The sequence below is a fragment of the Streptomyces sp. NPDC093260 genome, from assembly GCF_040683715.1.
In the GTDB taxonomy this organism is placed as follows: domain Bacteria; phylum Actinomycetota; class Actinomycetes; order Streptomycetales; family Streptomycetaceae; genus Streptomyces; species Streptomyces sennicomposti.
Window position 1 is genome coordinate 26,191 of the sequence record NZ_JBFBEK010000009.1, and the last position, 12,394, is coordinate 38,584.

At 74.4% G+C, this 12,394-nt stretch carries 12 protein-coding genes and 1 pseudogene; 10 read left to right on the forward strand and 3 right to left on the reverse strand.

Features of this window, described 5'->3' with window-relative positions:
• The first annotated feature begins 390 nt into the window (after positions 1–390).
• From AB0N63_RS13515 to AB0N63_RS13540, 6 genes are all read left to right on the forward strand, one after another.
• Positions 391–1,065: a TetR/AcrR family transcriptional regulator gene (locus AB0N63_RS13515; protein WP_365528234.1), complete on the forward strand. Its 675-nt coding sequence runs from the start codon at positions 391–393 to the stop codon at positions 1,063–1,065.
• A 764-nt stretch (positions 1,066–1,829) separates the two neighbouring features.
• Positions 1,830–2,534: a hypothetical protein gene (locus AB0N63_RS13520; RefSeq protein WP_365528237.1), complete on the forward strand. Its 705-nt coding sequence runs from the start codon at positions 1,830–1,832 to the stop codon at positions 2,532–2,534.
• Complete coding sequence (locus tag AB0N63_RS13525) at positions 2,521–3,216, forward strand: class F sortase (protein WP_365528239.1); 696 nt, start codon at positions 2,521–2,523, stop codon at positions 3,214–3,216. The genes AB0N63_RS13520 and AB0N63_RS13525 overlap by 14 nt, the downstream gene beginning before the upstream one ends.
• Positions 3,217–3,497: 281 nt before the next feature.
• Positions 3,498–4,853 carry an ABC transporter ATP-binding protein gene (locus AB0N63_RS13530; protein WP_365528242.1) on the forward strand — a complete coding sequence of 452 codons (1,356 nt, stop codon included), beginning with the start codon at positions 3,498–3,500 and terminating at the stop codon, positions 4,851–4,853.
• Positions 4,854–5,024: 171 nt separating this feature from the next.
• Positions 5,025–6,413 carry an aldehyde dehydrogenase family protein gene (locus tag AB0N63_RS13535; RefSeq protein ID WP_365528244.1) on the forward strand — a complete coding sequence of 463 codons (1,389 nt, stop codon included), beginning with the start codon at positions 5,025–5,027 and terminating at the stop codon, positions 6,411–6,413.
• Positions 6,414–6,427: 14 nt separating this feature from the next.
• Complete coding sequence (locus tag AB0N63_RS13540) at positions 6,428–7,510, forward strand: Zn-dependent alcohol dehydrogenase (protein WP_365528246.1); 1,083 nt, start codon at positions 6,428–6,430, stop codon at positions 7,508–7,510.
• 89 nt (positions 7,511–7,599) lie between these two features.
• Here AB0N63_RS13540 and AB0N63_RS13545 read toward each other — a convergent pair.
• Together AB0N63_RS13545 and AB0N63_RS13550 are read right to left on the reverse strand one after the other, a co-directional pair.
• Positions 7,600–7,746, reverse strand: a pseudogene (locus AB0N63_RS13545) (EamA family transporter); the annotation flags it as partial.
• A gap of 20 nt (positions 7,747–7,766) precedes the next feature.
• Positions 7,767–8,408 carry a TetR/AcrR family transcriptional regulator gene (locus tag AB0N63_RS13550; RefSeq protein WP_365528249.1) on the reverse strand — a complete coding sequence of 214 codons (642 nt, stop codon included), beginning with the start codon at positions 8,406–8,408 and terminating at the stop codon, positions 7,767–7,769.
• An 89-nt stretch (positions 8,409–8,497) separates the two neighbouring features.
• Between AB0N63_RS13550 and AB0N63_RS13555 the strand changes: the two genes are divergently transcribed.
• The 3 genes from AB0N63_RS13555 (at position 8,498) to AB0N63_RS13565 (ending at position 10,784) form a co-directional block, all read left to right on the forward strand.
• Positions 8,498–9,649 (forward strand): acyl-CoA dehydrogenase family protein, encoded by a 1,152-nt coding sequence (locus AB0N63_RS13555; RefSeq protein ID WP_365528251.1) that lies wholly within the window; start codon positions 8,498–8,500, stop codon positions 9,647–9,649.
• Positions 9,650–9,762: 113 nt separating this feature from the next.
• Positions 9,763–10,050 (forward strand): YiaA/YiaB family inner membrane protein, encoded by a 288-nt coding sequence (locus AB0N63_RS13560; protein ID WP_009187793.1) that lies wholly within the window; start codon positions 9,763–9,765, stop codon positions 10,048–10,050.
• Positions 10,051–10,142: 92 nt separating this feature from the next.
• Positions 10,143–10,784: a TetR/AcrR family transcriptional regulator gene (locus AB0N63_RS13565; protein ID WP_365528254.1), complete on the forward strand. Its 642-nt coding sequence runs from the start codon at positions 10,143–10,145 to the stop codon at positions 10,782–10,784.
• Between the two features lie 69 nt (positions 10,785–10,853).
• On the opposite strand, the gene AB0N63_RS13570 is transcribed toward AB0N63_RS13565, so the two are convergent.
• Positions 10,854–11,315, reverse strand: coding sequence for a MaoC family dehydratase (locus tag AB0N63_RS13570; protein WP_009187791.1), 462 nt, complete (start codon positions 11,313–11,315; stop codon positions 10,854–10,856).
• A 112-nt stretch (positions 11,316–11,427) separates the two neighbouring features.
• Here AB0N63_RS13570 and soxR point away from each other — a divergent pair, with 112 nt between their 5' ends.
• On the forward strand, positions 11,428–11,910 hold the full coding sequence (gene soxR, locus AB0N63_RS13575; protein ID WP_365528257.1) for a redox-sensitive transcriptional activator SoxR: 483 nt from the start codon (positions 11,428–11,430) through the stop codon (positions 11,908–11,910).
• The last annotated feature ends 484 nt before the right edge of the window (positions 11,911–12,394 follow it).

Below are 12,394 nucleotides of genomic sequence, written 5' to 3' on the forward strand. Positions count from 1 at the left end.
GGGTTCGGGCCCGGAGTCGAAGGGGGCGGTCTCGCCCTCGCCCGCGCCGACGGGATCGTCCTCGCTCCCCGGCACGCACGGGCCGACGGGTACGGCCTCGAGGGCGGGTGCGCCGAAGGGCCGGGCGGATTCGGATGCGGGCGGCAACTCAGGTGCGTCGGAGGAGCACAGGGTGGGTCCGGGACCGGCCCGTGGTGCACCGGTCGGCGACGCGGGTCCGGCCGCGGCCGCGCGCGTGCCGGCGGCGACGGCGGCCCCGGCGGCGGCCCGGGACACGGTGGCGGGCGTGGTGGACGCCGCGACGCGGGCGGCCGGTGCGGCGCGGGACGCGGGCACCGCGGCGGCGGGTGGTGCGGGGCGCGGTTCACCGCCGTGGCCGGGGGATGCATCATGATGCCCGTGCACCAAGCGACCTCGCTCCGCCGCGCCCCCGTGCAGCGGCGCAGCGCCGAACGGCTGACCAGGATCCTCGACGCCTGCGCCGACCTCCTCGACGAGGTCGGTTACGACGCGCTGAGCACCCGCGCCGTGGCTCAGCGCGCGGGCGTGCCGATCGGCTCCGTCTACCGTTTCTTCGGCAACAAGCGGGCCATGGCCGACGCGCTCGCGCAGCGCAATCTGGAGCGGTACACCGAGCGGGTGCTGGAGCGTCTGAAGAAGACCGCCGACGAGGCGGCGGACGAGGACGCGGACCCGTCGGCGGAGGCGGACGGAGGCGTCCGGGGCGTCCACTGGCACGTGGCCGTGGACGCCGTCCTGGACGAGTACCTGGCCATGAAGCGGACCGCGCCCGGTTTCTCCCTGGTCGACTTCGGCAACCAGATCCCCCTCGGCACCCGCCACACCGAGCCCAACCACCGCGTGGCCCGCCGCCTCACCCAGTTGCTCTCCGGTCACCTCCACCGGGAGCCGGACGAGGACCTGCGCCGCGTCTTCCTGATCGCCGTCGAGACCGCCGACACCCTGGTCCAACTCGCCTTCCGCGTCGACCCCGAGGGCGACGAGAAGATCATCGCGGAGACGCGGGAGCTGCTGCGGGCCTATCTGGGCCGCGTACTGGACTGAGCGCGCGGAACAGGCTCGCGCCGGACGGACGTCGGCCGGCTGCACGCCGCGCACGCCCGGCCGCCCGGAGGGAGCGGCCCGCGTCGGCCCCCGGGGAAGCCCGCGCCACGCCGGGCCTGACCCTACGACCGACCCTGGGCCGGCCCTGGGGGCGACCTCCGGGATCGCCGGGGCGGCCGAGTCCGCTTCGGCCGCCGCCCCGGGGAGAGACGTGCCCGCGTCGGCCCCGGGAGGTCCGCTGCGCCGGGCTCGGCCCGGGCGGCCGACCAGGCACGGCCCCTGAGGGCCGGCGCGGGATCGCCCCGGCGGCCGACCCGGGCGCGGTCATGGCGGCGAAGCCGTCCGGGGACGGCCGGGGCGGCGAAGCCCTCCGGGGGCCGCCGCCACGGCCGGACCCGCCCGGGCCCGGGGCCGGCCTCGGTCCGCCGTCGCGGCCGAAGACGCCTCGACCCCCTGGTCCCCCCGGACCACTACGGTCGCCGGCCGGGGCACCCGCGGCAGCCGAGGGACACCCCGTGGCGGCCGGCAGGGACATCCGCGGCGGCCGGGCCGGGGCCCTGGCGGGGCCGGGGATCGGGGCCGTCGGGGGGTCGCTCCGCGGCTGTACCCGGACATCCCCGCCTCCGGCGGTGCGCCGTCTGCTCCGCACGAGTGATCTTTCGCGGCGCGTCGCGCCGGGGTGCCGTGGCGGTGAGGAGCGGTGTGAAAGAGAGTCAGGTGAAAGAGCGATTTGTATGAAAATCGTCTGACTCGGAGGAGCGCGCATGCCCACCCTGACGATCCCACGGACCCTCGGCTCCCGTGCCGGCGCCGTCGCGGCCCTGACGGCCCTCACCGCGGTGGGCGCCACGTGGCTGTCCGCGCCGGACGCCATGGCGCAGGGGGAGGCCGGCGACATCAAGATCCACCGAGCGGGCGTGCCGTTCGGCGTCTCGAAGGACGACCCCGTCGTCTGCCGGTTCTACCTCGACGCCGTCAACTTCGACGTCCTCCCCACCATCGGCTACACCATCCAGGCCCAGCCCCCGCTGCCCACCCGGGCCACCGTCACCGGCACCGTCCCGCTGGCCAACGGCGCCGGCCACACCGACCCGCTGATGCTCTCCGACGGCCAGTACAAGCTGATCTGGACCGTGGCGGGCATCTCGAAGGAGAAGCTGTTCCGCGTCGACTGCCACGACGAGGAGCACCAGCAGGGCGCCCCGGGCCCCGGCCGTCAGATCGACGACCAGAGCCGCGGCGACGGTGACCAGGACCGCGACGACAACGGCCAGCGCGGCGGGAGCGCCCCGGGCCACGACGGGCAGGGCGGCGGCCCCAAGGGCGGCGTGCACGCGGGCGGCGGTGGTCTCGCCAGCGCCGCCGACGCGTTCTCCCCGGTCGCCGGGGCCGCCGCCGTCGGCCTGGTCGTGGTCAGCGGGGTCGCGTACTTCCGGCTGATCCGCCGGCGCCCCCATGGCGCCGCGTAGACGCCGACGCAGGCCCTGGTACCGGACCCGCGCCTACCGCCTGGTCAGGACGGCCGCCCTCACGGCCGTCCTGGTGACGGCGGGGGTCCGGTGCGGGGGGCACCACGCGCACGACGCACCCGGCCGCGCGGCCGGCCCCGCCGCGGCGGCCCGCGTCGGCACGGACGGCGAGGGCGCGGACCCCACCGCACCGCCGCACGACACGGGCCCGCCGCCCGCACCGCTGCCCCCCTCCAAGGCGACCTCGCTGCGCATCCCCTCCCTGGGCATCGAGGCCCCGACCATCGGCGTCGGCCTCGACGCGCACCGGCAGCTGGGGACCCCGCCGGTCGACAAGCCCAAACTGGTCGGCTGGTACGAGGGCGGCCCCACCCCGGGCGAGTCCGGCACCGCCCTCGCGGTCGGGCACCGCGACACCACGACCGGCGCCGCCGTCTTCGCCGCGCTCGGCCAGGTGGAGCCGGGCCGCACCATCGAGGTGCGGCGCGCGGACGGCCGTACCGCCGTCTACACCGTGGACAAGGTGCGCGTCTTCGACAAGGACCGCTTCCCCGACAAGGAGGTGTACGGCCCCTCCCGCCGCCCCGAACTGCATGTCATCACCTGCGGCGGCCTCTACACCCGCCGCACCGGGTACTCCAGCAACGTCGTGGTCTTCGCCCACCTGACGGCGACGAAGTGAGCCCGGGCGGCAGGAGCCGGGGCGGCCGAGACCGAAGTGACCGAGGCCGGGGCGTCCGAAGCCCGGTGGGGGCGCCGGCTCCCGAACCGCCGCCCCCACCCGCCCCTCGCCCCGGACCGCCCATCTCAACAGGTGGACGCCCACGCCGGATCATGTCCGGTGTCTTCCCCCGAGTGCGTACATTCCGTTAACTTCCGTGACTCACACGCCCCGTACGACCCGCACGGGGCGTCCGACGCGCGGAGCCCCAGCGCTCTGGTGAGTCCCCGAAGGCATGCCTCATGACACGCGCCATCTCTCTGCACGACGTGAGCAAGACCTACGGCACCAAGGGCGGCCGGGTGGTGGACCGGCTGTCGCTCGACATCGCACCGGGTGAGTTCCTGGTCCTGCTCGGCCCCTCCGGCTGCGGCAAGTCCACCGTCCTGCGGATGATCGCGGGGCTGGAGGAGATCACCGAGGGGCAGTTGCTGCTCGACGGCGAGTACGCCAACGACCTGCCGCCCGCCGGCCGGGACATGGCGATGGTCTTCCAGAACTTCGCGCTCTACCCGAACATGACCAGCCGCGACAACATCGGCTTCCCGCTGCGCATCGAGTCGCCCGGCGCGGACCACGGCGCACGCGTCGGCGCCACCGCCCGGATGCTCGGCATCGAGGACCTGCTCGACCGCTTCCCCGGCCAGCTCTCCGGCGGCGAGCGCCAGCGGGTGGCCATGGGCCGGGCCATCGCCCGCCACCCCTCCGCCTTCCTGATGGACGAGCCGCTGTCCAACCTCGACGCCAAGCTCCGCAACCATCTGCGCGCCGAGATAGCCAAGCTGACCAGGCAGCTGAAGGTCACCACCGTCTACGTCACCCACGACCAGTCCGAGGCCATGTCGCTCGGCGACCGGGTCGCCGTGCTGCGCGGCGGCGTCCTCCAGCAGGTGGACACCCCGCGCGCGGTGTACACGCTGCCCCGCAACGTCTTCGTCGCCGCCTTCGTCGGCACCCCGCGCATCAACCTGCTGCGCGGCCTGGTCCGCGCCCCGCTGGACGGCGCCATGACCATCAGCCTCGGCAAGCAGTTCCTGCGGCTGCCCGAACCGCTCACCCTGGACCACCAGTTGCTGCGTGTACAGCAGGGCCGGGAGGTCATCGTGGGCCTGCGCTCGGAGGCGGTGCGGATCGCGAAGCCGAGCGCCGCCCGGCCCGGCGAGGTGCCGCTCACCGGACTGGTGGAGCACCTGGAGTTCCAGGGCCACGAGGTCCTCGTGCACTTCGACACCGGCTCCAGTCCCGCCGTCGTACCGGACCTGGAGGCCCCGCGCCCGGCCCGCCGCCCGGCCGGCAGGCGACGGCGCGACGGCGGCACGGCCCTGGAGTGGCTGCGGGAGCGGGCGGGCGCCCTGCGCGCCGGATCGCCGGTGGCCGTGCTCGACCGCACGGCCGAGGCGCCCGGCATGCCGGACGCCCCCGCCGCGCCGGAGCCGCGGCTGCCCGGCGACCTCGTCGTGCGCACCACGCCGGACATCCGGCTGGGGCACGGCATGCAGGTGCCGCTCCTGGTGGACCTCGCCCACCTGTTCGTCTTCGACCAGCACGGCGAGCGGATCTGCCCGGTCCCGGATCATCTGCCCGACCTGGACGAGTGAACCGGCGGGGGAGGAGGGCGGGGTGATCCGGCGGACACTTCCCGGCGGTCTCTGGTATCCGAAAACTATCGACGCTAGTTTATGGCCTGTCGGTAGGTTGTGACGCGGACGGAGCGACCGCGGTCCACGGACCAGGACGATGCCGCCCCCGCCCCCAAGGAGCGCAGCACCATGAAGGCACACGACGGCATGTACATCGACGGCGCCTGGCGGCCCGCCGTGGGCCGGGACGTCATCGAGGTGGTGAACCCGGCCGACGAACAGGTCATCGCCACCGTCCCCGCGGGCACCGCCGAGGACGTGGCCGCGGCGGTGCGCGCCGCCCGCGCCGCCCTGCCCGGCTGGGCCGCCACCCCGCCCGCCGGACGAGCCGCGCGCCTGGCCGCCCTGCGGGACGTCCTCGCCGCCCGCAAGGACGAGATCTCCGAGACCGTCACCGCCGAACTGGGCTCGCCCCTGGCGTTCTCGCAGGCGGTGCACGCGAGCGTGCCGATCGCGGTCGCCGGCTCCTACGCCGGCCTCGCGGCGACGTACGCCTTCGAGGAGGTGGTCGGCAACTCGACCGTGTTCCACGAGCCGGTCGGCGTGGTCGGCGCCATCACGCCCTGGAACTACCCCCTGCACCAGATCGTCGCCAAGGTCGCCCCCGCGCTGGCCGCCGGCTGCACGGTCGTCCTCAAGCCCGCCGAGGACACTCCGTTGACCGCCCAGCTGTTCGCCGAGGCGGTCGACGAGGCCGGGGTCCCGGCCGGCGTCGTCAACCTGGTCACCGGCCTCGGCCCGGTCGCCGGCCAGGCGCTCGCCGAGCACCCGGACGTCGACCTGGTCTCCTTCACCGGCTCCACGGCCGTCGGCCGGAGGATCGGCGCGACGGCCGGCGCCGCCGTCAAGCGGGTCGCCCTGGAACTCGGCGGCAAGTCCGCCAACGTCATCCTGCCCAGCGCCGACCTAGCCAGGGCGGTCAACGTCGGCGTCGCCAACGTCATGTCCAACTCCGGCCAGACGTGCAGCGCCTGGACCCGCATGCTGGTGCACCGCGACCGGTACGACGAGGCGGTGGGACTCGCCGCCGCCGCTGCCGCCAAGTACGGCGACCGGATCGGCCCGCTGGTCAACGCCAAGCAGCTCCAGCGGGTGCGCGGCTACATCGAGCAGGGTGTCGCCGAGGGCGCGCGCCTGGTCGCCGGCGGCCCCGAAGCCCCACGCGAGCGCGGCTACTTCGTCGCCCCGACCGTCCTCGCCGACGTCACGCCCGGCATGACCGTCGCCCAGGAGGAGATCTTCGGCCCGGTCCTGTCGGTCCTGCGCTACGACGACGAGGACGACGCCCTGCGGATCGCCAACGGCACGGTCTACGGCCTGGCCGGCGCGGTGTGGGCGGGTGACGAGGAGGAGGCGGTCGCCTTCGCCCGCCGGATGGACACCGGTCAGGTCGACATCAACGGCGGCCGGTTCAACCCGCTGGCCCCCTTCGGCGGTTACAAGCAGTCCGGCGTCGGCCGGGAACTCGGCCGGCACGGCCTGGCCGAGTACCTCCAGACCAAGTCCCTCCAGTTCTAAGGGAGTCACGAGCCATGGCCGTACGCGCCGCCGTCCTGCCCGCCATCGGGGCCCCGCTGGAGATCACCTCCGTCGAGCTGCCCGAGCCCGGCCCCGGCCAGGTCCGCCTGCGCCTGGCCGCCGCCGGGGTCTGCCACTCCGACCTGTCGCTGACCAACGGCACCATGCGGGTCCCGGTGCCCGCCGTCCTCGGCCACGAGGGCGCAGGCACCGTGCTCGCCGTCGGGGAGGGCGTCGACCATGTCGCACCCGGCGACTCCGTCGTCCTCAACTGGGCGCCATCCTGCGGCAGTTGTCACGCCTGCTCGCTCGGCGAGGTGTGGCTGTGCGCCAACGCGCTCAACGGCACCGCCGACGTCTACGCCCGCACCGCCGACGGCGTCGAGCTGCACCCCGGACTGAACGTCGCCGCCTTCGCCGAGGAGACCGTCGTCGCCTCCTCCTGCGTCCTGCCCCTGCCCGAGGGCGTCCCGCTCGCCGACGCCGCCCTCCTCGGCTGCGCGGTCCTCACCGGCTACGGCGCGGTCCACCACGCGGCCGAGGTCAGGCCGGGGGAGACCGTGGCCGTCTTCGGCGTCGGCGGAGTCGGCCTCGCCACCCTCCAGGCCGCCCGGATCGCGGGCGCCGAACGGATCGTCGCCGTCGACGTGTCCCCGAAGAAGGAAGAGCTGGCCCGCGCGGCGGGCGCCACGGACTACGTCGTCGCCTCCGGGAACACGCCCCGCGAGATCCGCGCCCTCACCGGGAAGCAGGGCGTCGACGTGGCCGTGGAGTGCGTGGGCCGCGCCGTCACCATCCGCGCCGCCTGGGAGTCCACCCGCCGGGGCGGCCGTACGACGGTCGTCGGCATCGGCGGCAAGGACGAGCAGGTCACCTTCAACGCCCTGGAGATCTTCCACTGGGGCCGCACCCTCACCGGTTGTGTCTACGGCAACTGCGACCCGGCCCGGGACCTCCCCGTCCTCGCCGACCACGTCCGCACCGGCCGCCTGGACCTGAGCGCCCTGGTGACCGAACGCATCGCCCTGGACGGCATCCCGGCCGCCTTCGAGAACATGACGGCCGGCAAGGGCGGCCGGTCCCTGGTGGTGTTCTGACCGCGCCCGTCCCGCACGGCGGACGCGACGGGCGCCCGCGAGCCGGTCAGGACACGTGCCCGCGCCGCCGTCCCGCCGGCGCCGTCGGGACGGCGAACCGCGACGCCCGCCAGGCACGGCACCCCGCCCGCCGGCGGCAGCGCGCCCGGCGCCTCGCCCGGCAGCGGCCACGACATCAGCACCACCGGTGCCGGCACCGCGTACGTCGTCGCGGCCGTCCGGCTCGCCGTCGTCCGGGGGCAGGCCCGGACGCGGCCTACGCCCCTCGCCCGACCTGCTCGTACTGTTGCGCCAGACCGTCCAGCAGCGCGGACAGCCCCGCCTCGAAGGCCCGTTCGTCGATCTTCTCCTGCTGCTCGGCCAGCAGGTGCGCCTGGCCGAGATGCGGGTAGTCGGCGGGGTCGTAGGCGCTGGCGTCGTCCACGAAGCCGCCGGCGAAGGAGCCGAGCGCGGAACCCATGATGAAGTACCGCATCAGCGCGCCGATGGAGGTCGCCTGCGCCGGCGGCCACCCCGCGTCGACCATCGCGCCGTAGACCGCGTCGGCCAGCCGGAGCGCGGCCGGGCGGCGGCCGGGGCCGCGGGCCAGCACGGGGACGATGTTCGGGTGGTCGCGCAGGGCGGCCCGGTAGGAGACGGCCCAGTCGTGCAGCGCGGTCCGCCACTCCCGGCCGTCCTCGAACATCGACAGATCGACCTGCGCGCTCACCGAGTCCGCGACCGCCTCCAGGATCTCGTCCTTGGTGCGGAAGTGGTTGTAGAGCGAGGGCCCGCTGACCCCGAGTTCGGTCGCGAGGCGCCGGGTGGAGACGGCCGCCAGGCCCTCGGCGTCCACGAGCTCCCGCGCCGTCGTGACGATGCGGTCGGTGCTGAGGAGGGGCTTGCGCGGTCGGGCCATGGCCCACATAGTAGGGCTGCGGGGTAAAACTAGCAGTGTTAATTTAAATGTACGGCTTTCAAGATCTGTCATCTTTGGGGTGATCCGTCATGAACCTCGGCCTCAGCGAGGAGCAGACCGCGGTGCGGCAGCTCGCCCGGGACTTCGTCGAGCGGGAGATCGCCCCCCACGTCGTCGCCTGGGACCGCGCCGAGGAGGTCGACCGGTCGCTCGTGAAGAAGCTCGGGGAGGTCGGCTTCCTCGGGCTCACCGTCCCCGAGGAGTACGGCGGCTCCGGCGGCGACCACCTCGCCTACTGCCTGGTCACCGAGGAACTCGGCCGCGGCGACTCCTCCGTGCGCGGCATCGTCTCCGTCTCCCTCGGCCTGGTCGCCAAGACCGTCGCCGCCTGGGGCGACGAGGAGCAGAAGCGGCGCTGGCTGCCGGGCCTGACCTCCGGTGAGTACGTCGGCTGCTTCGGCCTGACCGAACCCGGCACCGGTTCCGACGCGGGCAACCTCGCCACCCGGGCGGTGCGCGACGGCGACGACTACGTCATCAACGGCGCCAAGATGTTCATCACCAACGGCACCTGGGCCGACGTCGTCCTGCTCTTCGCCCGCTCCACCGACGCCCCCGGCCACAAGGGCGTCTCCGCCTTCCTCGTCCCCGCCGACACCCCCGGCCTGACCCGCCGCACCATCCACGGCAAGCTCGGCCTGCGCGGCCAGGCCACCGCCGAACTCGTCCTGGAGGACGTGCGGGTGCCGGCCTCCGCCATGCTGGGCCCGGAGGGCAAGGGCTTCGCGGTCGCCATGTCCGCGCTGGCCAAGGGCCGGATGTCGGTGGCGGCCGGCTGCGTCGGGATAGCCCAGGCCGCGCTGGACGCCGCGGTCCGCTACGCCGGCGAGCGCGAACAGTTCGGCAAGAGCATCGCCCACCACCAACTCGTCCAGGAACTGATCAGCGACATCGCCGTGGACGTGGACGCCGCCCGGCTGCTGACCTGGCGGGTCGCCGACCTGATCGACCGCGGCCTGCCCTTCGCCGTGGAGTCCTCCAAGGCCAAGCTGTTCGCCTCCGAGGCCGCCGTGCGCGCCGCCAACAACGCCCTCCAGGTCTTCGGCGGCTACGGCTACATCGACGAGTACCCGGCGGGCAAGCTGCTGCGCGACGCCCGGGTGATGACCCTCTACGAGGGCACCAGCCAGATCCAGAAGCTGGTCATCGGACGGGCGCTGACGGGGGTCTCCGCCTTCTGAAGCCGCCCTCGCCCCCGGTGGGTCCGGTGCCGCGGCCGAGTACCCGGTATGAGTACCCGGACTGAGTATCCCGGCGGATGTGGCCGCGGCCACATCCGCCGATGCTGTCGGGCATGAGTGACACACCGGTCAAGCAGCAGAGCACGGCCGCCTTCTACGGCCAGGCCGTCGCCTCGTTCTCCATCGCCCTCGCGGCCACCGCCGTCGGCATCTTCCGGCTCGACACCGACGCCTGGGTCCGGGGCTTCCTCGCCATCGCCGTGCTGTACCTGGTCACCTCCGCCTTCACGCTCGCCAAGGTGATCCGGGACCGCCAGGAGGCCGGGCAGATCGTCAGCCGGGTCGACCAGGCCCGGCTGGAGAAGCTGCTCGCCGAGCACGACCCCTTCGAGAAGCTGTGAGGCCCGTGCCCGCAGCCCGCCCGCTCCGCTAAGCGCCCGCTCAGCTTCGGCGGTATGGTGGTGCCCCGGACGCAGAAAGGGGCTTGTGAGCGATGAGTACGGCGGAGGAGACGGGCGGCGACGCGCAGCCGTGGGGCGAGGTCACCCCGGACGCGGCCCGGAGGCTGCTGGTGGCAGCCGTGGAGGCCTTCGCCGAGCGGGGCTACCACGCGACGACGACCCGTGACATCGCGGGCCGCGCCGGGATGAGCCCGGCCGCGCTCTACATCCACTACAAGACCAAGGAAGAGCTGCTCCACCGCATCAGCCGGATCGGCCACGAGAAGGCCCTGGACATCCTGCGCACCGCGGCCCGGGGCGAGGGCGGCGCGGCCGACCGGCTCGCCGACGCGGTCAGCTCCTTCGTCCGCTGGCACGCCGGCGGGCGCACCACCGCGCGCGTCGTCCAGTACGAACTGGACTCGCTCGGCCCCGACGCGCGCGCCGAGATCCTCGCGCTGCGCCGCCAGGTGGACGCCGTGGTGCGCGCGATCATCGAGGAGGGCGTGGCCGCGGGCGAGTTCGACGTGCTGGACGTGCACGGCACCACGCTGGCCGTGCTCTCCCTGTGCATCGACGTGGCCCGCTGGTTCAACGTCGACGGCCCCTACACCCCGGAGGAGGTCGGCACGCTCTACGCCGACCTGGTCCTCCGCATGGTCGGCGCGAAGCCGGAGGGGGCGGGGCGGGGGTAGGACGCTGGCCGCCCCACAAGGGCGGTGCCCTCCGAAGGGGCGGCCCGGCTTCCCGCCCCCCGGCGGCGCTCAGAGGTAGTAGCGGGACACCGACTCCGCCACGCACACGGGCTTGTCGCCGCCCTCGCGTTCCACGGTGAAGGCGACGGTCACCTGCACGCCGCCCTGCACGTCGTCCACGCCGGTGATCACGGCGGTGGCGCGCAGCCGCGAGCCGACCGGGACCGGGGCGGGGAAGCGGACCTTGTTGGTGCCGTAGTTGACGCCCATCTTCACGCCCTCGACCGCGATCAGCTGCGGCCCGAACAGGGGCAGCAGGGACAGGGTCAGGTAGCCGTGGGCGATGGTGGTGCCGAACGGGCCCGCCGCGGCCTTCTGCGGGTCCACGTGGATCCACTGGTGGTCGCCGGTCGCCTCCGCGAACAGGTCGATCCGCTTCTGGTCGATCTCCAGCCAGTCGGTGTGCCCCAGCTGCTCGCCCACCGCCGCCTTCAGCTCGTCGACGGAGGTGAAGATCCTCGGCTCTGCCATGTGCCCGGCCTCTCGCATCGCACGTCATTGTCTAAGCAACTGCTTAGCATGCTAGCGGCGACGGCCCCTGTCAACGGCGGCCGGGTGCGACACGGTGGGTAGGCTGTGACGAGTGCCCCAGATTCCCGGCAAGATCCACGAGCTGACCGTAGGCCAGGTCGCCGCGCGCAGCGGCGCCGCCGTCTCCGCCCTGCACTTCTACGAGTCCAAGGGCCTGATCAGCAGCCGCCGCACCAGCGGCAACCAGCGCCGCTACTCCCGTGACACCCTGCGCCGGGTGGCCTTCGTCCGGGCCGCGCAGCGCGTCGGAATCCCGCTGGCCACGATCCGCGAGGCGCTCGCCGAACTCCCCGAGGAACGCACGCCCACCAAGGAGGACTGGGCTCGCCTCTCCGAGCGGTGGCGGTCCGAACTCGACGAGCGCATCCGGCAGTTGAACCGGCTGCGCGATCACCTCACCGACTGCATCGGCTGCGGTTGCCTGTCCCTGGACACCTGCGTGCTGTCCAACCCGGACGACGTCTTCGGCGAGCACCGCACCGGATCCCGCCTGATGGAGGAGCGCCGCGGCACGAAGGGCGGCGGCGCGGCGTAGGCGCCGCCCGGGAGGGCGTGGCCCTCGGGGCCCGCACCCCGACGGTGCGCCGTCCGCCGACCGGCGGTCCGGCCGCTCGTCCCGGAGCCGGGCGGGCCGGATTCCCGCGCCTGGCGACCGCACGCGTGCGGGAGAGGGGCCCACGACCGCCTTTCGACACGCCGATCCTCGCCCGGCGCGGTGTCCAGCCGCCGGCACGACGAGCCCGGGCGCCTTGGTCCGTACGGGATCGGCGTCCCCGCACGGGCGGCGGGGGCCGGCGCCCGGCGCGCCCGTCCGGCTCACGGGACCTCTCACCCGCTCTTCCGGCCGACGCATGGGGCGTCCCACCCGCGTACGGCGTCCGGCGGCCACGACCGCCCCGCCGGACCCGGCGCCCCCGCCCGGCGCCCCCGCCCGGCGGGCACGGCCGCCGTGCCCCCAGCCTCCGCGCAGCGGACGCGCCCGCCGTACGCAGCGCCCGGCTGGGTCGCGCCGCCGCGCA